This window comes from Streptomyces sclerotialus (assembly GCF_040907265.1).
Lineage (GTDB): Bacteria > Actinomycetota > Actinomycetes > Streptomycetales > Streptomycetaceae > Streptomyces > Streptomyces sclerotialus.
Map to the genome: position 1 here is coordinate 1,343,268 of NZ_JBFOHP010000002.1, position 21,049 is coordinate 1,364,316.

Here is a 21,049-nt window from a genome sequence, read left to right on the forward strand (position 1 = left end):
CGGCGGGCCGGAGGTTCAGGACAGCGCCGGCTCGCGCTGCTCCTCACTCATGCGCAGGGCATGCCGTACGACCTCGATGAGGACGTCGCGCGCCGAGTCCTTCTCCCGGGCGTCGCAGTCCACCACGCTGACCTCCGGGTCCAGGTCCAGCGCCTCGCGGACGGTCTCGGCGGGATAGCGATCGGCGCCCTCGAAGCAGTTGACCGCGACGGTGAAGGGGATGCCGCGCCGCTCGAAGTAGTCGATCGCCGCGAAGGAGTCCTCCAGGCGGCGGGTGTCGGCGAGCACGACGGCGCCCAGCGCGCCGGTGGCCAGCTCGTCCCACAGGAACCAGAAGCGGTCCTGGCCGGGCGTGCCGAAGAGGTAGAGGACCAGGTCCTCGCGGAGGGTGATCCTGCCGAAGTCCATGGCGACGGTGGTGGTGTGCTTGCCCTCCACGCCGGCGGTGTCGTCGAAGGGCAGGCTCGCCTCGGTCAGCTGCTCCTCCGTGCGCAGCGGCTTGATCTCGCTCACCGAGCCGACCAGGGTCGTCTTGCCGACGCCGAAGCCGCCCGCGACCAGGATCTTGAGCGTGACCGGCTCGACGGCTTTGTTGCGGCGTCGCTCAGCGCGCCCGAAGACCATTGACCGCTTCCTCCGTTTTCGGTGGTGCCACGTCAGCGACGGGCCGGCGCACCGTGGCTGATGACATCTGATGGAGCACGACAACTCCTGTGCGGGAGTGGATCGTTCCGCACCGACTGTACCGACGACAAGCCCGCGGCCCGGCACCGCCCCTATGTGATGTGCTCATGATCACTGAGCGTACGGATCGCGGCACTCGGACGGGCCGGCCCGGCGGATCCCCCACTCTCCCCGCACATATCCGCTGGTCAGGCGTTTGCGCAGGTCAATCGGGGTGGCGTAACTCTGGCGTAATGCACTCGCAGTACTGTCGACCGCTCCGGAGGACCGGTGGGCGCGACGCGGCGCCACGGAAGGGAGTCAGCCATGCGGGAGACGGCACCACCGGGTGCGGAGGGCGGGAACGACGGACCCTGGGTGTCCTCCCGGCCCCGGGCCGAGCGCGCCCGGCAACTGGCCGACGTACTCCGCCGGCAGATCACCAGCGGCGCGTACGACGGCGGGGTGCTACCGGGCGAACGCGAGTTGGGCGCGCACCTCGGAGCGTCCCGCAACGCCGTCCGTGAGGCGCTTGCGCTGCTGCGCAACGAAGGGCTGATCACCCGCAAACAGGGCGTGGGCACCACCGTCGTCATGCCCAAGTACGGCCACGGACTGGACCGGCTGGCCGGTCTGGCGGAGACGCTGACCGGCCACGGGGCGGTCACCAACGAGGTACGCGCCGCCTGCCCGGTACCCGCTCCGCCGGCGGCCGTCGCGGAGCGGCTCGGCCTGGCGCCCGGGGAAGGCGCGGTGTACGTGGAGCGGCTGCGCCGGCTGGGCGGCCTTCCGCTGTCCCTGGACACCACCTACCTCACGGCCGACATCGGGACGCCGCTGCTCGCCTGCGACCTGGCGCACCGCGACCTGTTCGCGCTCATCGAGGAGACCTCCGGACAGCGGCTGGGCCGGGCCGAGGTGTCGGTGCACGCGGTCAGCGCCGATCCCGACACCGCCGCGTTGCTCGGCGTGGCGGCGGGCGCCGCGGTCTTCGCCATCGAGCGGCTCACGCACCTCGCCGACGGCCGCCCCGTGGACGCCGAGTCGCTGCACATCAGGGCGGACCGGCTGGCTCTCCATGCCACGCTGCACCGGGGCCCGGCCTCCGAGGACACGCGATGACCGGCGTGGGTCCCGACACGACGACCGTGGTGCTGCTGGCGCTCTTCGGGCTGGCGGCCGGGGTGGGCATCACGGCGGTAGGGCCCGGCGGCGTGCTCGCGACGGTGGGGCTGTTCGTGCTCACGGACCTCTCCCCCGCCCAGGTCGCCGGTACCGCCCTCGTCACGCATGTGGCCACCGGCCTGCTGGGCACGGCCGCGTACGTACGCTCCGGCGAGCTGCGGGAGCCCGGTACGCGGCGTACCGCGTGGCTCCTGGCGGGCGCGTCCGTGCTCGGCACCCCGCTCGGCGTGCTGGCCAACACCCTCGTCTCCGGGCGCGTCTTCGGGCTGCTGCTGGGCGCCTTCGTGGCGCTGGTCGGGGTACTGGTCCGGTACCGCGAGCGCCGCGCCGCGCCTACAGGGGCGGCGTTCCCCTCGGCCTGGGTGACCCTGCTGCTCGGCTTCGGGGTGGCGGTGGTGAGCGGCGTCTTCGGGGTGGGCGGACCGATGCTCACCGTGCCGCTGCTGGTCGCGCTGCGGATGCCGGTACTGGCGGCGCTCGCGGTCGCGCAGGCCCAGTCGGTGGTGATCGCCACCGTCGGCACGTTCGGCTACGTCGCGCACGGCGCGGTGGACTGGCCGCTGGCCGCCCTCGTCGGCGTGCCCGAGCTCGCGGGCGTGCTGATCGGCTGGCGCGTCGCCCGCGTGCTGCCCGCGCGCACGCTCAAGGCCGGCCTGGTGGTGGCCCTGTTCGTACTGGCCCCGTATCTGGCCCTGTACGGCGGCTGAGCGGGCGTACGCGGGCGGGCCGGGCCCCCGGAGCGTCCGGGCCCGGCCCAGGCGCTCACAGCGCGCGCAGGCCGTTGATGACCTCGCGCAGGATGCCCTCGTCCGGGAGCTCGGCGGGCGGGACGGGCCGGCTGACCCGGACCAGCTCGGCGTCGAGCAGGTCGCCGATCAGGACCCGCACCACGCCGATCGGCAGGTCCAGTTCGGCGGCCAGTTCGGCCACCGAGAGCGGCGACTCCCGGGTGAGGTCGACGATGTCGAGGTGTTCGGGCGACAGGGACTGGTCGGTGACCGGCTCGTCGGCACGGCTCTCCGCGATCACTTGCGCGATCAGGTCGAGTCTGGCGACGGCCCCGCTGGCCGTGCGGCCACGCGTCATGGCGTACGGACGTACGACCGGGCCCGCCTCGTCGTCGAACCACCGGGCCGGGCCCGCCCCGGGCCCGGCCTGATCTTTTCGGTTCATGCGGTCACCGTCGTCATCCTCAACTGGGCCGGTCGGACCTGGGAGCCGTACCCAGGTGCGTACCCACCCTCTTGACCAGCAGCGTCATCTCGTACGCGATCAGGCCCACGTCCGAGTCGGCATCGGCGAGCACGGCCAGACAGCTGCCGTCGCCCGCGGCGCTCACGAACAGGAACGCCTCGTCCAGCTCGACCATGGTCTGCCGCACCTGGCCCGCCTCGAAGTGCCGGCCCACGCCCTTGGCCAGGCTGTGGAAGCCGGAGGCGACCGCGGCCAGATGCTCGGCGTCCTCCCGGGACAGGTCGGCCGAGAAGCCCGTGGCCAGGCCGTCGCTGGAGAGGATGAGCGCCTTGCGGACGGAGCCCACCCGGCCGACCAGCTCGTCGAGCAGCCAGCCCAGTTCGCCCGAGCCCTTCGCTGCGGTCCCGGCTGCTGTTGCCTTCGGTGCGGTCATCGACCGTCCCCTCCCATGTTCTTTCTCGGTGCTGTGGCGCTGCCGTCGTCGCCGGACTCCCGCCGGCCACGCTGCCAGCCGCGCTGGAGCGAGGCCATGCGGGCCCGTACGGCCTCGGCGTCGCGGTCGGCCGCGGGGTCCGCGGCCTCGGACGCCGCCCCGGCCTGCCGGTCGGGCGACGTCTTGAGCTGGGGGGCGAGGCTGGCCTGCCGTACCCGCCGGGGCAGGCCGCGCACCGTTGTCGCGGGCTGTGCCTCCTCGGAGGGAGCGGGCGTGGCCTCAGGGCGCGCGGCCTCAGCGGGCGCGGCCTCAGGGCGCGCGGCCTCGGTGGGCCGCTGCTCGCCGCGGGCGTCCTCGGCGGAGCGATCCGCGTCCGCCACCGGGCGCCCGTGGTCGCTGACCAGGGCCGGGGAGCGGCGGCGGCGCGGCAGTGGCGCGGGGCCGTCGCCCGGGGCCCGGTCGCGGGCCGGCTGGTGCTGCTCGCACTCGGCGGGCACCGGGCCCGTAGGCAGCGCGGGGCGGCTCTCCTCGGTGCGGCGCTGTCTTCGGGGGCCGCGGAAGACGCTCTCGTCCTCGTCGGCGGCCTGCCGCGTCACCGGCGTACCCGAGGTGTCGCGCTCCGGGAGCGGCACGGGTACCTGCGCGAGCGCGGACAGGTCGCGGCGCGCGGCGCCGGCCGCGGCCGGCCGCTTCACCGAGCCGGTGTTCTCGCCCCGGCCCTCCCCACGCCCGTCGTTGCTCTCGGTCAGCAGGGTGCCGGGGATGAAGACGACCGCGGTGGTGCCGCCGTACGGGGAGGGCTGCAGCGAGACGCGGACGCCCTGCCGCTGGGCGAGCCGGCTGACCACGAAGAGGCCGAGCCGGTCGGTGTCGGACAGCTCGAACTCGGGGGTCTCGGCGAGCCGCAGGTTGGCGTCCAGGAGCGCGTCGGGCGCCATGCCCAGGCCCCGGTCGTGGATCTCCAGGGTGAAGCCGTTGGCGACCCGCTCGCCGACCACCTGCACGGCGGTGTGCGGCGGCGAGAAGACCGTGGCGTTCTCCAGGAGTTCGGCGGTGAGGTGGGTGAGGTCGGAGACGGCCGGGCCGTCCACCGCGAGCCGCGGCAGCCGGCGCACCTCGATGCGCTCGTAGTCCTCGACCTCGGAGACGGCGGCCCGTACGACGTCCATCAGCTGGATGGGCTTGCGCCACTGCCGGGACGGCGCGGCGCCGGACAGGATGACCAGGCCTTCGGCGTGCCGCCGCATACGGGTGGTGAGGTGGTCCAGGCGGAAGAGATCGGCCAGCTCGTCGGTGTCCTCCGTACGCCGCTCCATGGCGTCGAGCAGGGTGAGCTGACGGTGCAGCAGAACCTGGCTGCGGCGGGCGAGGTTGACGAAGACCTCCGAGACGCCGCGGCGCATGTCGGCCTGTTTGACGGCGGCTTCGATCGCGGCCCGCTGCAGGGTGTTGAGCGCCTGGGCGACCTGGCCCATCTCGTCCTGGGTGAACTCCAGCCGGGGCGCTTCCTTCTCCACGTCGACGTGCTCGCCGGCGGCGAGGCGGCGCATGACGCTGGGCAGCCGTACGCCGGAGACCTCGTGCGCGTCCTTGCGGAGCCGGCTGAGGTCCTTCACGTGCCGGCGGCCCAGCCGGAAGGAGACGACGACCGAGGCGAGCAGTGCGACGAACCCGAGGACACCGGCGAAGGCCGCCTTGGCGAGAACGGTCATCGCGGCGGGCTGGACGCGGTCGGCGAAGCGCTCGCCGGCCTCCTTGTCGATCCGGTCCAGGTCGCCGAGGACCTGCCCCGCGACGCTGTGCCAGCGCTCGGCGTTGACCGCGGCGGGGGCACGGGCCGGACCGGCCGCGATCACCTTGTCCTCGAAGGCCTCCAGTTCACGCGGCTTGGCGCTGTTCCAGTAGTCCTCGTAGACGGCCCGCTCGCCCGCGGGCAGGGAGGGGAGACTGTTGTCGTACAGCAGCTTGCGCTCGGCCACCCGGTCGGCGAAGTCCCGCAGTTCGCGCTGGGTCATCGAGCCGGACACCAGAGCGGCGCTGAGCACCGCGTCCTCACGGGAGACGGCCTCGCGCGCGCGGGTGGCGTCGACCAGCGCGCCGCCCTCCTTGGAGATGTCCGCGTCGGGCAGGAAGTGCAGGCTGCCCAGGAAGCCGTAGCAGGGGTCGACCAGCGCGTTGTACTGCTCGAACGCCTCGCGGCGGGTGAGGGTGTTGTTCTCCACCTGGTCGCGCAGCTCGTCCAGGCCCGCGAAGCCGTCGACGGCGGTACGCAGCTTCGGGCCGGCGCCGCCGAGGAGGTCCTCCCGTACGTCGGAGGACTCGGCGTTGGTACGCAGCTGCGCGACGGCACGGTCGGTGGCGCGGGTCCGGCGGCGCAGGTCGGTCAGGGAGCCGGCGATGCGCGGGTCCGCGAGGTAGACCAGGGTGGCGCGGCGTTCCTTCTGGAGGGCCTGGACGGCGTCCTCCGTCGGGTAGCCGACCTTGTCGACGATGACCGCGACCTTCAGCAGCTGGCGGGCCTCGCTGCCGGTGACGTAGGTGGCGAAGGCCCACATGGCCGTCAGGGACACCAGAGGTACGAGCAGCAACGCCACGATCTTCCGGCGGATGGACTTCCCGCGAAAGCGCATGGCCTCCCCTACGTCAACCCCGGCGCGCGGGGATGGTGTTCCGTCAACAAACGGCGCGAGCCTACTACTGTCGGGGGATCAACTCGAAGAGCTGTCCAGCGGACCGGGCCGCAGGTCAGGGCCGGATAGCCGACCTTGTCCGGTGATTCCGGGACAACCCGCCCGCCCATGTGTCCTCCGCCACCTTGCCCGTACTCCCTTTCGCGCCTTGCCGGTTGACCGGAACGGCCCCGCCGCCACCGACACCGAGGGCCGCGCGGCGGGTCAGCCTAAGATCGGGAGCACGGGTGCGCGACGGCATGTACCGGGGGAAACCCGGGCAGCCACCGAACAGCCGGACAGGCGGGGAAACACGGGGAGAGTGACGCTGTCATGGACATCGGCAGAGGCGACACGCTGTGGCAGGAGGAGCCTTCCACCCGCCCCAGGATGCCCGATCCGGTACGCACCGCCGCCGTACGGGCGGTGATCATAGTGGCGGTGACGCTGGTCCAGGCGATGGTGGCGTTCCTCAGTACGCTCGCCGGTTCCTGGCTCGCCTTTCCCGCGGTGCTCAGTACGGTCGCCTCGACGATCGTGGCGACGTGGGGCGTGCTGGACGTCTGGGTGACCCGGCAGGTGTGGATCCAGCGCAACGGCGTGGAGTCGCGCCCGAGCAGCACGGCCAGGGCGCTGCGGCGGGAACGGCGGCGTGCACGCCGGCAGGAGCGCCGTTCGGCGGCCGCGTGACGCCGTCCGGCGAGCCCGGACGCTCTTGCAGGAGACCGTCCCGCGAACGTCAAGAAAACATTTGGATGCGGGTATCATCTGGCCCCCTTCACGCCGATCGGTATGATGACGTTCCCCATTGCGCATCTCATCGCGCGATACGCAACGGGGAAACGCGCAACAGACCGAGATCCGGGAGCGGGTCACGACGGGCTCCCGACGACTGGCCCCACCGGGCCACCGGGCGGTGACGCACAGACCGATGCCGAAGACGACCGACACCAGCGCCACGAACGGGACCGAGGAAACCGGCGACAGCACACGCGGCGGGACCGGCTCCGTCCAGTCCGTCGACCGGGCGGTGAGCGTGCTGGAGATCCTGGCCCGGCTGGGCGAGGCCAAAGTGACCGAGCTGGCCGAGGAACTGGGCGTGCACAAGTCGACCGCCTTCCGGATCCTCGGCGTGCTGGAGAACCGCGGACTGGTCGAGCAGGAGGGCGAGCGCGGGAAGTACTACCTGGGCGCCGGCGTGCTGCGGCTGGCGGGCGCCGCCGCGATCCGGCTGGACATCTCCCAGGAAGGCGGCCCGGTGTGCCGGGCGCTGGCCGAGGACACCGGCGAGACCGCCAACGTCGCGGTACTGGACGGCGACGCGGCGGTCAACATCATGCAGGCGCGCGGCGGTGCCGCGGTCACCGCGTACAACTGGCTGGGCCGGCGCACGCCGCTGCACGCCACCGCGAGCGGCAAGGTGCTCCTCGCCCACCTGCCGCGGGAGCGCCGTGACGGCCTGCTGACCCGCTCGCTGCCCCGCTTCACCGAGCACACCCTCACCACCGCGGCCCTGCGCGCACAGCTGGCCGAGGCGCTGGAGCGCGGTTTCGCCTGCACCGCGGAGGAGCTGGAGATCGGCCTGAACGCGGTCGCCGCGCCGGTCCGGGCGCACGACGGCGCGGTGATCGGCGCGATCGGCGTGTCCGGGCCCGCGTACCGCATGGAGCGGGAGCTGCTGCCCGAGCTCGCCGAACGGGCCGCGAAGGCGGCGGCCGACCTCTCCCGCGCCATGGGCTACGCGGTCTGAACTCCCTTGCGCCGCAGGGCGAAAACCCCCTTGACGGATCGCCGACCTGATCCCAGCATGTCTCATATGATGCAACAGACCGCATCATAGGCAACAAAGGTCCGGCACCGACCTCCGCCGCCAAGGGCGCTGTCGAGGAGTGAAGACATGCCGCACGAAGCCCGCGCCGTCATCGCCGTGAAAAAGGGGGCGCCGGTCGAGGTCCTGCCGGTCCTGGTGCCCGACCCCGGCCCCGGAGAAGTGCTCGTACAGGTGCAGGCGTGCGGCGTCTGCCCGACCGACGTGCACCACCGGGACGGCGCCGCCGGTGACGCCTTCCCCTACCTGCTGGGCCACGAAGCGGCCGGCATCGTCGAGGCGGCCGGCCCCGGCTGCGGCGACCTCGCGCCGGGCGACTACGTCGTCCTCGCCTGGCGCGCCCCCTGCGGCTCCTGCCGCTCGTGCCGCCGCGGCCGCCCCTGGTACTGCTTCGACTCCCGTACCGCGCGCGGCCGGACGACCCTGCTGGACGGTACGCCGCTGACGCCCGCGCTCGGCATCGGCGCGTTCGCCGAGAAGACGCTGGTCGCCGCGGGCCAGGCGGTCAAGGTCGATCCCTCGGCCCGGCCCGAGGCCGCCGGGCTGGTCGGCTGCGGGGTGATGGCCGGGTACGGCGCGGCGGTGCACACCGGGCGGGTGGCCAACGGCGACACCGTGGCCGTCATCGGCTGCGGCGGAGTGGGCAACGCGGCGATCGCCGGGGCCGCGCTGGCCGGTGCCCGCCGGGTGATCGCGGTGGACGTCAACGCCCGCAAGCTGGACGCCGCCGAGCGCTTCGGCGCCACCGACACCGTCAACTCCCGCTGGACCGACCCGGTCGCGGCGGTCCGCACGCTCACCGGCGGGCACGGCACGGACGTGACCATCGACGCGGTCGGCAGCCCGGAGACCTTCCGGCAGGCCCTCGCGATGCGCGACCTGGCCGGAGTGCTGGTCCAGGTCGGCGCCCCCGCGGCGGACCTGCACGTCGAACTGCCGCTGCACGACCTGTTCTCCCGCGGCGGCGCCCTGAAGACCTCCTGGTACGGCGACTGCCTGCCCAGCCGCGACTTCCCCGTCCTAATCGACCTCCACCTGCGCGGCAAGCTCGACCTGGAGGCCTTCGTCTCGGAGACGGTCGCCCTGGACGACCTGGAGAGCGCCTTCGGACGGCTGCAACGGGGGGACGTGCTGCGGTCGGTGGCGGTGCTGTGAACCGCCGGTCCCGGTGGCCCTCCGGGCTTCCCGGGTGGCGCGCCCCCTGTCAACCCTGACGAACGTCGTACCGCATCCGGGCCGTTCGGCCCGGGCCGCCGGCCGTCCCGCTGCCTACGGTCGGCGGCCATGGAAACCGTTCTTCACGCCCCCTTCCGGCGCCGTTTGCTGCACGCCTCGGTACTGACCGGAGCCGGCGCGGCAGCCGTGACCGCGCTCTCACCCGGCGGCCTGGGCCAGCCCGACCCCGTACAGGTCACCGGAGGCACCTCGGCGGAGACCTACCACTCGCTGACGGACCTCGTGGCGGAAGCACCCTCCTGGGCGGGCCCCGCCCTGGAAGCGGCCACCGAGGGAACGCTGGTCGTGCTCGGGCTGCTGCTCGTGTGGCTGTTCTGGTCCGCCCTCCGCCGCAAGGACGCCCGCGGCCTCGCCGGCACCGCCCTGACCGGCGCCGCCACCGTGGCCGCCTACGCGGCCAGTGAAGCGCTGAAGCTGGTGGTGGACGAGGAACGGCCGTGCCGCGCCGTACGGGGAGCCCTGGCGCTCGCGCCCTGCCCCGAAGCCGGTGACTGGTCCTTCCCCAGCAACCACGCCACCCTGGCCGCCGGCCTGGCGGTGGGACTCGCGGTGCTGCGGCCCCGGCTCGCGGCGGTGACGCTGCCGCTGGCCGGGCTGGCTGCGCTGCTCCGGGTGGCCGTGGGCGTGCACTACCCGCACGACGTCCTCGCCGGCGCGCTGCTCGGCGCCACCGTCGCGGCCGTGGCGACACTGCTGCTCCTGGCTCCGGCGGTGCGGGCGGCCTCGCTACTGTGCGGCCGCGGGCGGCAGGGCGATCCCCGCCTCGTGGGCCACGACGGCCGCAGCGGCGCGGTTGTCGACGCCCAGGCGGCCCAGGACCGAGCTGACATGAGCCTTGACGGTGCCCTCCGCGAGGTGCAGCCTGCGGGCGATCTGCCCGTTGGACAGTCCGCTGCCGAGGAACGCCAGCACCTCCCGTTCCCGGGCGGTGAGCGCGTCGGTCCGCTCGCGGGCGGCGGCCCGGCGCCCGGCCGCGGCCCCCGCGCCACCGGCCGCGAGGTGCGCCACGACCCGCGCCGCGACCTGAGGTGACAGATAGGCGGCGCCGTCGGCCACCGCGCGGATTCCCGCGATCAGTTCCTCCGGCTCGCCGGACTTGATGAGGAAGCCCGCGGCGCCACCGCTCAGCGCCCGGAGGATGTAGTCGTCCTCGCCGAAGGTCGTCAGCATGACGACGCCGGTCGCCGGTACCGTCCGGCGGATCTCCGCCGCCGCCTCGATGCCGCCCAGCCCCGGCATACGGATGTCGAGCACGGCCACCTCGGGGCGGTGGCGCTGCACCAGGTCCACCGCCTGGCGTCCGTCGGCGGCCTCGGCGACGACGGAGATGTCCGGGTCGCTTGCCAGTACGGCCCGGACCCCCGCGCGGATCATCGGCTCGTCGTCGGCGATCAGCGTGCGGATCACCGGACGTCCGCCCCGGTGAAGGCGTCGGCGGAGATGAGCCGGTGCGCCCGGAAGCACAGTCGGTAGACGTCTCCCGACCGGTCGTCGAAGGGATCGGCGGTCATTGCGTAATACTCGCACGCCGTTCCCCGGCCTTTCGGTTCGGCGGCCTTCGGCCGGTGCACCGTCTGGCGGTCGGGCAGCCGACGCGCCACCTCGGCACGGTCCTGCCCGGCCCGCAGCCGGGCGAAGTCCTCGGCGGGCAGCACCGTTCCGCCGGCCGAGACCACCTCCCACACCCGCAGCGAGCCGCTGAGCAGCGCCCCGGTGACCAGCGGAATCATCAACGCGGCGGCCAGCGCCCGGCGCGCGGAACGGCGGTGCGCGCGCCCGTGCGCGCCGGGCAGGGCCCCGTCCGGCAGGCGGGACGCCACCGCGGTACCGGTCCGCGACGGCCGGGCCGGAGCGGTGTGCGGGAAGCGCGCGAGGACGGCGAACCCTTCCTCCGTAGGGCCGTACGTGAACGAGCCGCCGGCCAGCGTGACGCGCTCGTCCAGCCCCGTGAGGCCGTAGCCTTCGCCGCGCCGGCCCCGTGCGGCAGCCGGCAGCGGCCCGTTCTCCACCCGTACCTCCGTCTCCCCGGCCGCATACCGGAGGCGGACGGCCGCCGTCGAATCCGGTGCGTGCTTGGCGACGTTGGTCAGCGCTTCCTGTACGACGCGGTGGACGGCCCGCTCCACCACTGGAGGGAGACCGTCCGGCGCGCCCTCGATGCGCAGCTCGACCGCGAGTCCCGCGGCGGACGCCTCGTCGACCAGATCGGCGATGCCCGCGTCGGCGGGCCGTGCCGGTGCCTCCTCCGTGTCCTGCCGCAGTACGCCGATGACCTCGCCGAGCCGTTCCACCGCGGCCGCCGCCCTGGCCCTGATGTCCTGGGCGGTCGCCCGGTGCGTGTCCGACAGGCCGGGCGCGAGCTTCAACGCCCCGGCGGACAGGGCGATCAGGCTGAGGTCGTGGCCGAGGACATCGTGCATGTCCTGGGCGATACGGGCCCGTTCGCGCAGCCGGGCCTGCTCGGCGATCAGCCGCTGCTCGCGCTCCAGCCGCTCGGCCCGTTCCCACCCGGCACGGACCAGATCGCGGTACTGACGCCGGAACCGCCCCACGAACCAGGGCAGCATGACGGCGCCGGCCAGCACCGCCACGAACCTGCTCCCCCAGGTCATCCACTCGGGAACCACGGAGACGGCCAGCACCCCGGCCGCCAGCGCGGCGATGAGGGCCATCACCACCGCGCGGGTGCGGCCGCGCCGCCGTCCCGCCAGGAACGCGCAGACCGCGGTCGGCAGGGCGCACCACGGCAACACGAGGCTCAGCCCGGCCGAGACCGCGGCGCCCGCCAGCAGCAGGCCTCCCGGGCCCGGTAACCGGCGGACGCCGCCCGTACCCGTCTCTTCCGTCGGCACGGTCCCCGCCTCAGTGATCGGTCGCTCCACGACCGCCACCCTATGAAGGGCGGCGGTCGTCCGGCACTGCCGAAAGGCCTAGGGACGGCCTATGGACAACGACGCTGCGGCCTGGGCGGGTGGCGCTCCGGCTACCGCTCCGTGGGCGGTTCCTCCGAGGTGTCCGTAGTGTCCGTAGCATCCGTGGTGTCCGTGCTGTCGGGCCCGTCCGGTGCGGCGGCCGGCTCCTCCTCCGGGGCCGTGCGGTCGACCTGCGGGATCCGCGGGGCTTCCTGTTCCTCCGGGCGCTTGAACATCCGGGTCGCGGTGATCTCGCCGTGGATCGTCTCCGACTCGGCGCGCTGCTGCGGGAGTCCGGGCCGCAGGTGCTCCTCGACGCTGATGTACTTCAGGCCCGCGCGCAGGTCCGCGTCGTTCCGCAGCCGGATGACCAGCGGGAACTCGGCGAGCGCCGTGGTGTCGAACAGGCCGGTGGTGTACAGCAGCTGGACGCCGAGGGCGTCGGCCACGGCCCGCTGGAGCTCCAGGAGGTACGTGGCGTTGGCGCGGCCGATGGGGTTGTCCAGGAACAGCGTGCCGGCGTGCCGCTCCTTGTCGCGGCCCCGGTCGTTGCTGCGCAGCGCCGCCATCGTGCAGTACAGCGCGATGGCCGCGGTGAGCAGCTGGCCGCCGGAGAACACGTCGCCCATCTGCCCGACCGGCACCCGCTCGGCACGGAGCACGGCGTCCGGCTTGAGGATCTCCACCGCGACGCCGCGCGGCTGGAGGGCCGCCGCGACGCCCCTCAGGAGCAGGGACATGCCGTCCCGGCGCAGGTCGCTGTTGCGCTTGACGGCCGCGCGGGTCGCCTCGTCGATGACCTCGCCGAGCCGTTCGGTGAGCGTGGCCTGGTCCGGGTCGTCGAAGCGGATGCGCAGGAACTCCTGGCCGGACCACTCCCCCAGCCCCTCGGGGAGCCGGGAGAGCCGCTGCGCCGAACGCAGCGTGGCCAGCGAGGACTCGACGAGGCCGCGGAGCCGGTCGACGATGCTGTCGCGGTTGCGCTCCAGCTGCTCCAGCTCGTCGGTGAGGACGCGCAGCCGGGGGGCGAAAGCTTCCGCCCACTTCGCGGCGTGGTCCGGCAGCGCGGCTGCGGGCAGTTCGCGGATCTGCTGCCGGGCCGGGGTCTTGACCATCTCGTACCGCGTGGAGTTGGCGTGCCGTACGAGCACGTCGCTGGCCTCGCGGACCGCGGAGTCCGCCGCCGACAGGTCGCTCGCGCAGCCGCGCAGCGAGCGGCGGGCCTCGGCGGCCGCCTGGCGGGCCTCCTCCAGCCTGCCCCGGTACGGCTCGGGCGCCTCCTGGTCGTCCTCCGGGGCGTTGTCGCGGAGGATGTCGCGCAGCATCGCGGCAATCTCGTCGAAGCCGCCTGCCGCGTCCTCGGCGGCGCGGTGGCCGCGCAGCAGCTCGGCGTGGGTGGCGCGGGCGGTGTCCAGCGCGTCGGTGGCGGTGGCCAGCTCGGCGTTGGCGGTGCGGAGCAGCTCCTTGGCGCGGTCGGCGTCGGCCGGTACCAGCTCCTCGGGCAGCTCGGTGTGCGCCTCGACGCCCTCGGGCGGCGCCAGCCGCTCCGCCTCGCCACGCAGCCGGCCCAGCTGCTCGCTGGCCGCGGAAGCCCGCGACTCCAGCATCGCGACCAGTTCCTCGGCGCGGGCGGCCGCGGCCTGCCGGGACGGGCCGTCGGCCGCGTCCGGGCTCTGGAGCAGGGTCTCGGCGCGGGTGCGGACCTTGTTGGTGAGCCGGTCCAGTTCGTTGCGCGCGTTGCTCTCGTCGCCCTCGGCACGGGCCTGCTCGGCCCGCAGGTCGGCGCCGACGCCGACCTTCTCGTACAGCTGGGACGCGGCGCGGTACGCCTCGCGCAGGGTGGGCAGCGAGGACTCCGGCGGGGCCTCCTCCTCGCCCAGGTCGTCCGGTACGCCCGCGATCTCGGCGCGCTCGGCGCGCAGCGCGCGGGCGGTGCGGCGGGCGTCGTCGGCGGCGCGCTGGGCGGCGCGGCGGTCCTCGTCGGCGGCGCGCGCCCGGTCGACGCACTCCTCGGCACGCGCCTCGTACTCCGCGCCCTCGTCGGCCAGTTCACGCAGCTTGGTCTGCCAGGCGGCGCGCTCACGGAGGCGGTAGGCCAGCCCGGCCAGCGCGTCGGCGACCCGGCGGGCGCGCTGTGCGGCCTCGCCGCGCTCGTCGCGTACGCGCGCGGCCTCCGCCGCGGCCTCGTCCGCCTCGGCCCGTGCCGTACGGGACTCCGCCAGCTCCTCGGCGGCGGCGTCGGCCGTCGTACGGGTCTCCTCGGCCGCGGCCGCCAGTTCGGCGAGCCGCCCGGCCGGGCAGCCCGTGCGCCACGAGGCGAGCCGGGCGGCCAGCGCGCGGTCAGCGGAGAGCCGGGCGGCGAGCTGCCGGATCTCCTCGTCACGTGCTGTGGCCCGGGCGCGCAGCGCCTGCCGCTCCTCGTCGGCGGCCGACTCGTCGTGCATGGCCGGGTTCGGCGGCACGAGGAAGACACCGCTGTCCTCGGCCTCCGGGGGCGGGGTCGGCGCGAGGAGGGCGGCGGCCGTGCCGACGGCGACGGCCGACCTCGGCAGCAGCGCGGCCTGCGCGAGCACGTCACGGGCGCGCGCGTGGGTGTCGGGGTCGGTGATGATGACGCCGTCGACCAGCTCGGGGCGGGCGGCGAGCACCCGGGCGTGGTCGACGGGGTCGACGGCCTGGGCGAGGTAGCGCCAGCCGGGCAGGGCCGGGACACCGTGCTCGCCGAGGTATTCGACGGCGGCCAGCACATCGGGGCCGGGCGGCAGCAGCCCGCCGTCGCCGAGCGCGCCGAGGATGCGCGCGTCGTCGGCGGCGGCGGTCCGCATCTCGAACAGCTGCCGCTCGGCGGAGCTCACGCTCTCGTCGAGGAGTTCCTGCAGCGCGTCGGCGTTGCGGTCGACCTCTTCGGCGGAGAGGGGGCCGGGGGCGCCCTTGGCGCCGGTGATCCGGTGGCGGGCGGGGGCCGCGCCCCGCGCCCCGGCCGCGCCGCCGTCGCCGTCGGCCGTGCCGCCGTCGGCGCCCTCGTCCTCGGGGCAGGCTTCGTCTTCGGGGGCGTACGCGGTTTCCGGGGCAGCTTCGGCTTCGGGACCGGCTTCGGCTTCGGTGGCGGGCGCGGCGGCCTCTGCGGCACCGGCGGTATCCGGAGTGCCGGCATCCGGGGCGTCGGCATCCGGCGTCTCGTCCGCCGCCTCGGCCCGCTCACCCTCGCGGACGTCCGCCGCGGCGTCACCGTCCGCTGCGCCGGAGTCGATCCGCGCCGAGACCTCGTCGCGGGAGCCGGAATCGGCGGCGTAGGTGCCGCGTCCCCCGGCGGGCCGCGCACCGTCCGGCTCCCCGTCGGCCGAGTCGTCGGCCGAGGCTCCGGGCCCCACCACGCCCGACGCCCAGGAGCCGCCCCGTACGGCCATCGCGTCCCCGGTGCCGGCGGTGGCCTCTTCGGGGGCCGCGGTACGCGCCTCTACGGGCGCGCCGCTTCCCATGACCGGACCGGCGAAGTACCCGTCGTCCGGCTCGGCGTCGTCCGCGCCGGTGTCCGCGGCGAGTGCCGCTTCCGCGTCGTCCAGCCGGACCGTCACGCGCAACGGCGGCCGGGCCTCCGCCGCGAGCGGGCGGCCGCCGCCGCGCTGGCCCGGAAGGCCGGGCGTGACCGGGTCCGGGGCCGACGGCAGGCCCAGCAGCTCCGCGAGGCGCGGCTCCGCGCCGATGGACTCGGCGGCACGGCGCTCCGCTTCGTACGCGCGCTCGGCGGCGAGCGCGGCGTCCTCGGCGCGGGCCGCGGCCAGTTCGGCACGGGACTGGCGCGCCGCGGCCTCCTTGGCGCGGTCGGCGGTCTGCCGGGCGGTCTCGCGGGCGGTGTCCCAGGCCTCGACCGCGGCCTTCTCGGCGTCCGTCGCGGCGAGCGCGGCGCGGGCCGGGTCGGCGTCCGGCGCCGAGTCGTCCAGCCAGCCGGCCCGTACGGCCTCGGCGGTCTCCTGCTCCACCTCGGTCAGGCGCTGCTTGAGGTGCTCGGTCTCACTGCGGGCGCGCTGCGCAGCGGTCGCCGCGGCGGTGGCGTCACGGTGTGCCGACTCGCTCGTCTCCTGAAGCGCAGCGGACCGCTCCTCCTCCTGGTTGGCCCAGGTCTCGGCTTCGGTGGCGGCGGCGTGCAGGGCCCGTACGAGGTCGGCGGCGGCCTTGCTGCGGGCGGCGAGCGCCGGTGCGGCGTCCCGCTCGGCCTCCTGGATCGCGGCGGCGACGCGCGCCGACCGGTCGGCCGCGGCGCGGTGCCGCAGCACGGTCTCGGCGGCCTGCCAGGCGGAGTGCAGCGTCCGGGCGTCGTTCAGCTCGCGGCGCTGGGCCGCGGCGCCCTTCTCGGCGGCGGCCAGGGCCAGCGAGGCGTGGCGGTAGGCGATCTCGGCGGAGATCAGGGAGCGGCGCTCGCGGGTGGCCTCGGCCTCGGTGACGGCGTGGGACGCGGCGGCGACCTGCTCGGCCAGTTCGGCGGCGCGGCCGCGCTCCTCGGTGGCGCGGGCCTGCAGCCGCTGCGCGAGGTGGCGCGTACGGCGCTCGGCACCGGCGTGCACCTCCCGGGCGCGTTCCCGGTGCTCGGCGTTCTCCGCGATCTTCGAGAGGAGGTCGAGGGAGCCGGCCGTGAAGTCGCGTTCGGCGGTCAGCTCGGCGCGGCGGCCGAGCTTGTGCGCGAAGCCGTGCACGAGGTCGGCGAGGCCGTCGGTGTCCCGGGTGTCGGTGACGGCGCGCAGCAGCAGGTCGGTGAAGTCGGAGTCGTTCTTGACCGCGAAGAGGCCGGCCGCCTCGCCCTCGTCCGCGTTCATCTCCCGCTGGTAGCGGAAGAGTTCGGGGTCCAGGCCCAGCTCGCCGAGGTGCTCGTTCCAGCGCTCGTGGATCTCGACCCAGGCGACGTCGAGGTTGGGGTAGTTCTTCCCGGCCTCGGTGAGGGCGTCGCGGAAGCCCTTCATCGTGCGGCGGCGGCCCTGCGCGCCGGACGCGCCCTCGACGACCGGGCGCACGGCGGTGGACTCGGCCACCGGGAGGGAGTCCAGGTTCATGCCGGGGCCCGGCCGGAAGCTGTACCAGGCCTCGGCGAACTTGCGCGGGTCGTTGGAGACCTGGCGGCCGCGCCACTCGCTGACCTTGCCGACCACGACGGTCTCGCCGGTCACCGTGTGCTGCCACTCCAGCGCCACGTGGCCGCAGTCGTCGGCGAGCAGGAACTTGCGCAGCACGCCGGAGCTGGCGCCGCCGAGGGTGTTGCGGTGGCCGGGCAGCATGACCGAGAAGATCAGCTTGAGCAGTACGGACTTGCCGCCGCCGTTCTCCAGGAAGAGCACGCCGGCGGGGGCCGGGCGGCGCGGCGGGCCGACCGGCTCCTCCTCGAAGAAGTCCGCCTGGGCCGGGGCCGGTCGGGGCACGGGCTCACCGACTCCGCGCAGGTCCAGGACGGTGTCGGCGTAGCGCGCACCGGCGGGCCCGATGGAGTAGAGGCGAACCCGGGACAGCTCGTACATAGAGGCGGACTCTCGTTGTCGTGACGGTGGGTCGGTGGCCGGCCGGGGCCGGCCGTCGGTCGGGGGACCTTGCGGTGTACGGGAGCGGGATCAGCCCGAGTGGAAGGGCAGTCCGGCGTCGGCGACCAGGTCCAGGTCGTCGGTGTCCTCGGCGGGCAGCAGCGAGGCGCTGCCGTCCGCTATCGGGACCACGCCCAGCTCCAGCAGCTCGGCCATGGCCGCCGTACCCGCCATGTCGCGCACCTGGAGCTGATAGCGGGCCGTGGTGCGGTACGTGCCTCCGGAGTCGTCCCCGGTGCGCTGCAGGAAGCCGGAGTCGACGAGGAAGGACACGGCCTTGGCGATGATGCCGGTGGTCGAACCGGCCAGCCGCCGGGCGTCCTTGGTGGCACCCGTCGAGCTGCGCCGGGCGTACACCCGCCAGGACGCCTCCAGGCCGGGCGCGCCGCTGGTGGGGTCGGTGTTCTCGCCGGCCTCGGCGGCGCGCTCCTCCAGGCGGCGGCAGGCCTGGCGGACGAAGGCGTCCACGCCGTTGACGGTGATCCGGCCGATGTAGCCGTCGTCGGCGAGGTCCTCGGGGCGCGGGAAGGCCATCGCGGCGACGGCCAGATGCGCGAGGCCGTGCAGGAAGCGGTCGCCCGCGTCGGTGGAGGCGCGGCGGGCGTAGTCGCCCATGCGGACCGCGAAGACGGAGTCCTCGGCCGCGGTGACGGCCATCCCGGCGCGGGTGGAGACCTCCAGGACGACCAGGCCGAGCCCGGAGGCGACGGCGTCGGCGAGACGCGCGAATGCGGGGTCGTCCCGGTAGCGCCGCAGCAGCTCGCCGTACTCGACGTCGCGGGCGGGCAGCAGCTTGGGCTGGAGGCCGAAGGAGACCAGGCGGGCGGCGTCCGCCGCGTCGGCGGGGGTGACCGGCGCGGGGCCCTTGGCGGACGGCTCCGCCTCCGGTGCGGGCAGGCCCCAGCCGTCGCCCGCGGCGGCCGTCGGGTCCGGCCGCGCGGCGTCGTCGGCGTCGTACTCGGTCACGAATCTGGCTCCTTGCGGCTCACGGTGTCGACTCCTGGGCACCCCTCGGCGGGCCCGGCTCCTGCATGTCCCCTTACGGGCTCCGCTCCTGCGCGGCCCTCGGCGGGCCCCCTCGGGGCGGTCGCCGAGCGGGATGCAGGCGCGCCTGTCACGGCTCCGGCCATCACGCCACCTCCGAGCGCTCGGCCGCCATGCCCGCCGCGTCCAGCAGGGCGGTGCCCACGATCAGGTCGGCGCCGCCGAACTCGGGGTCCACCAGCTCCGTGCCGTCGTCGACCGCGAAGAGCAGCCGGCCCTCGCCCTGCCGGTACGCCGTGCCGACCGGCGGGCTCGCGGCGTGCACCGCCAGCAGCGCGACCAGGTACGGCAGTTCGGGGTCCTGGCGGCGCGCTTCGGCGAGCAGTCCGGAGAGCCGGCGCGGCGCGTCGGCGGGCAGCGTGAGCAGCGCGGTCGCGGCGTCGAGCTGCTCCTCGCTGAACCGGCTGTCGTCGGGCGTGGCGATCAGGTCGGGCTCGGGCATCTCGGCGCCCAGGTGCTCGCGCTCCTGGGGCGGGGTGAGCAGCATCCCGACCAGGTCACCGACCCGTACGGCGGTGGGGGTGCGCAGGCCGGTGCCCTGCGCGAAGAAGGCGTCGGTGACCCGGGTGGACTGCTCGACGGGCAGCGGCAGCACGGGCGCGACCAGCTGGCCGTACAGGTCCAGCCCGGCGTGCGCGGCGGGCGGCGCGAAGGCCTGCCGGTCCTGCTCGGCACGGAAGAGCGGGCCGGCTTCCAGGAGGCGGGACTGCAGCTGGGTGTGGCGGCGGATGCAGTCCTTGACGATGTCGACGAGCTCGGCGGCGCGCCGCTTGTGCTCCGCGCCCTCGGCCTCGTCGCGGGCGCGGCGGATGTTGGTGAGGATGGCGTTCTCGTGGCGGTACCGGTCCGCGACGTGGTCGAGCGCCTCGGTGATCATGTCGGGGACGGCGCGCAGCCAGTCGACGGCGCGGACGTTGCGCCGGGTGGCGTCGAGGGTCTTGCGGAGCGTCTCGGCGTACTGCACGGTGCGGTACCGCGCCTGCTCGGCGGCGAGCTGGGCGTCGGCGAGGCGGCCGCGGCTGATGAGCACCTCCAGCTTGACCTCGGCGGCGATCTGGGCGCTGGTGACGTCCGTGTCCAGCGCGCCGACCAGGACATTGACCGCCTCGTCGGTGGTGCGGAGGTAGACCGTGCCGCCGGGGCCCGGGACCTCCTCGATGAGCTTGAAGTCGTAGTCCCGCCGGACGTAGTCGCCGTCGGCGGTGAAGGTGCCGTAGACCGCGCGGAAGCCGCGGTCGACGCTGCCGACGTTGATGAGGTTCTCCAGGACCCAGCGGGCGACGCGCTCGTGTTCGGCCGCCGGGCGCCGCGGGGCCTGGGCCGCGATGCGGGGCTGCAGCCTGGCCACTATCTGCTCGTGGTCGGCGCCGGTGTCGAAGTCCATGTGGAGCGTGACGAGGTCGATCGCGGCGAGGGCGACCTCGGCCATGGCGTAGACGCCGTACTCCCCCGCGAGGTTGGCCTTGCGCGCGTCGAGGTCGTGCAGCGGCGCCGTGCACGCGAGCGCGCGCAGCCGCCGGGCCAGGCCCTCGTCGGCGGCCGGGCCCGGCGCGGGTCGCGTCACCCCGCTGAACTGGGACGCAGCGCTCTGGGGGGATGGAGAAGTCACGGTGAACAGATTAGGCCGTCGCACTGACAACGGACGAAACGGCACGGCCCAGCGGGTCAGTGTGTGGCGCCTCCCACAGCCTTGATGTCCTCGCTGCGGCCCGCCGCCGTGACCATGATCACGCGCAGCGCCTCGGCGGTGGCGGCGACCGGGAGCGAGGGCTCACCCTTGTCGGTGACCTGCCCGGGAGCGTACGGGACGTGCACGAAGCCGCCGCGCATGCCGGGCCGTTCGGTGGCGGCGAGGTGCATCAGCCCGTAGAAGACGTGGTTGCAGACGAAGGTGCCGGCGGTCTGCGAGACGGAGGCGGGCAGCCCCGCTTCACGTACGGCGGCGACGGCGGCCTTGACCGGGATCGTGGCGAAGTACGCGGCGGGGCCGTCCTCGACGACCGGCACATCGATGGGCTGCGCACCCGAATTGTCGGGAATGCGGGCGTCGTCGACGTTGATGGCCACCCGCTCGACGGTGACGTCCGGGCGTCCGCCGGCCAGACCGACACAGAGCACCAGCTCGGGGTCGGCCTCCTCGACGGCCCCGCGGAGCACGTCGTTCGCCGCCCCGAAGACACAGGGCAGCTCGACGGCCGTGACCTCGATGCCGGGCGGTGGATCGGCGGCGACGGCCTGCACGGCCTGCCAGGAGGGGTTGGCGTCATTCCCCTCGAAAGGGGCGAACCCCGTCAGAAGTACCCGTGTCATGCGCTGTTCCT

At 74.6% G+C, this 21,049-nt stretch carries 15 protein-coding genes and 1 pseudogene; 6 read left to right on the forward strand and 10 right to left on the reverse strand.

The window, feature by feature from the left end; genetic code table 11:
- Positions 1–15: 15 nt before the first annotated feature.
- Positions 16–624, reverse strand: a complete 609-nt coding sequence (locus tag AAC944_RS06000) for a GTP-binding protein (RefSeq protein WP_030624248.1) — start codon at positions 622–624, stop codon at positions 16–18.
- Positions 625–990: 366 nt separating this feature from the next.
- On the opposite strand from AAC944_RS06000, the gene AAC944_RS06005 reads away from it, so the two are divergent.
- Both AAC944_RS06005 and AAC944_RS06010 read left to right on the forward strand, forming a co-directional pair.
- The gene (locus AAC944_RS06005) at positions 991–1,785 is read left to right on the forward strand and encodes a GntR family transcriptional regulator (RefSeq protein WP_051872408.1); all 795 of its coding nucleotides are present in this window, start codon (positions 991–993) and stop codon (positions 1,783–1,785) included.
- Entirely contained in the window at positions 1,782–2,555 is a 774-nt protein-coding gene (locus tag AAC944_RS06010) for a sulfite exporter TauE/SafE family protein (protein WP_030624243.1), read from the forward strand. Before AAC944_RS06005 ends, AAC944_RS06010 begins: the two co-directional genes overlap by 4 nt.
- A 55-nt stretch (positions 2,556–2,610) precedes the next feature.
- Here AAC944_RS06010 and AAC944_RS06015 read toward each other — a convergent pair whose 3' ends face one another.
- Genes AAC944_RS06015 through AAC944_RS06025 form a run of 3 tightly spaced genes read right to left on the reverse strand, consistent with a single transcriptional unit; the run spans position 2,611 to position 6,105 of the window.
- The gene (locus AAC944_RS06015) at positions 2,611–3,021 is read right to left on the reverse strand and encodes a DUF742 domain-containing protein (protein WP_030624240.1); all 411 of its coding nucleotides are present in this window, start codon (positions 3,019–3,021) and stop codon (positions 2,611–2,613) included.
- Positions 3,022–3,040: 19 nt separating this feature from the next.
- Complete coding sequence (locus tag AAC944_RS06020) at positions 3,041–3,475, reverse strand: roadblock/LC7 domain-containing protein (RefSeq protein ID WP_030624237.1); 435 nt, start codon at positions 3,473–3,475, stop codon at positions 3,041–3,043.
- A complete protein-coding gene (locus AAC944_RS06025) occupies positions 3,472–6,105 on the reverse strand; it encodes a sensor histidine kinase (RefSeq protein ID WP_030624234.1) in 2,634 nt (877 codons plus the stop codon). Before AAC944_RS06025 ends, AAC944_RS06020 begins: the two co-directional genes overlap by 4 nt.
- A 372-nt stretch (positions 6,106–6,477) precedes the next feature.
- Here AAC944_RS06025 and AAC944_RS06030 point away from each other — a divergent pair, with 372 nt between their 5' ends.
- The 4 genes and pseudogenes from AAC944_RS06030 to AAC944_RS06045 all read left to right on the forward strand — a co-directional run.
- Positions 6,478–6,834, forward strand: coding sequence for a hypothetical protein (locus AAC944_RS06030; protein ID WP_030624231.1), 357 nt, complete (start codon positions 6,478–6,480; stop codon positions 6,832–6,834).
- 241 nt (positions 6,835–7,075) lie between these two features.
- Positions 7,076–7,894: an IclR family transcriptional regulator gene (locus AAC944_RS06035; RefSeq protein ID WP_030624228.1), complete on the forward strand. Its 819-nt coding sequence runs from the start codon at positions 7,076–7,078 to the stop codon at positions 7,892–7,894.
- 147 nt (positions 7,895–8,041) lie between these two features.
- On the forward strand, positions 8,042–9,127 hold the full coding sequence (locus AAC944_RS06040) for an S-(hydroxymethyl)mycothiol dehydrogenase (RefSeq protein WP_030624225.1): 1,086 nt from the start codon (positions 8,042–8,044) through the stop codon (positions 9,125–9,127).
- A 129-nt stretch (positions 9,128–9,256) separates the two neighbouring features.
- Positions 9,257–9,889 (forward strand): annotated as a pseudogene (locus AAC944_RS06045) (phosphatase PAP2 family protein); the annotation flags it as partial.
- A 45-nt stretch (positions 9,890–9,934) separates the two neighbouring features.
- Here AAC944_RS06045 and AAC944_RS06050 read toward each other — a convergent pair.
- The 6 genes from AAC944_RS06050 to pcp all read right to left on the reverse strand — a co-directional run bounded on the left by AAC944_RS06050 (position 9,935) and on the right by pcp (position 21,038).
- The gene (locus AAC944_RS06050) at positions 9,935–10,615 is read right to left on the reverse strand and encodes a response regulator (RefSeq protein WP_030624219.1); all 681 of its coding nucleotides are present in this window, start codon (positions 10,613–10,615) and stop codon (positions 9,935–9,937) included.
- A complete protein-coding gene (locus tag AAC944_RS06055) occupies positions 10,612–12,090 on the reverse strand; it encodes a sensor histidine kinase (RefSeq protein ID WP_438272783.1) in 1,479 nt (492 codons plus the stop codon). The genes AAC944_RS06050 and AAC944_RS06055 overlap by 4 nt, the downstream gene beginning before the upstream one ends.
- 101 nt (positions 12,091–12,191) lie before the next feature.
- Positions 12,192–17,624 carry a coiled-coil domain-containing protein gene (locus tag AAC944_RS06060; protein ID WP_368396928.1) on the reverse strand — a complete coding sequence of 1,811 codons (5,433 nt, stop codon included), beginning with the start codon at positions 17,622–17,624 and terminating at the stop codon, positions 12,192–12,194.
- A 90-nt stretch (positions 17,625–17,714) separates the two neighbouring features.
- Positions 17,715–18,650: a hypothetical protein gene (locus AAC944_RS06065; RefSeq protein ID WP_030624210.1), complete on the reverse strand. Its 936-nt coding sequence runs from the start codon at positions 18,648–18,650 to the stop codon at positions 17,715–17,717.
- Between the two features lie 163 nt (positions 18,651–18,813).
- Positions 18,814–20,337, reverse strand: coding sequence for a hypothetical protein (locus AAC944_RS06070; protein WP_030624207.1), 1,524 nt, complete (start codon positions 20,335–20,337; stop codon positions 18,814–18,816).
- A gap of 56 nt (positions 20,338–20,393) precedes the next feature.
- A complete protein-coding gene (gene pcp / locus AAC944_RS06075) occupies positions 20,394–21,038 on the reverse strand; it encodes a pyroglutamyl-peptidase I (protein WP_030624204.1) in 645 nt (214 codons plus the stop codon).
- Positions 21,039–21,049 lie beyond the last annotated feature (11 nt).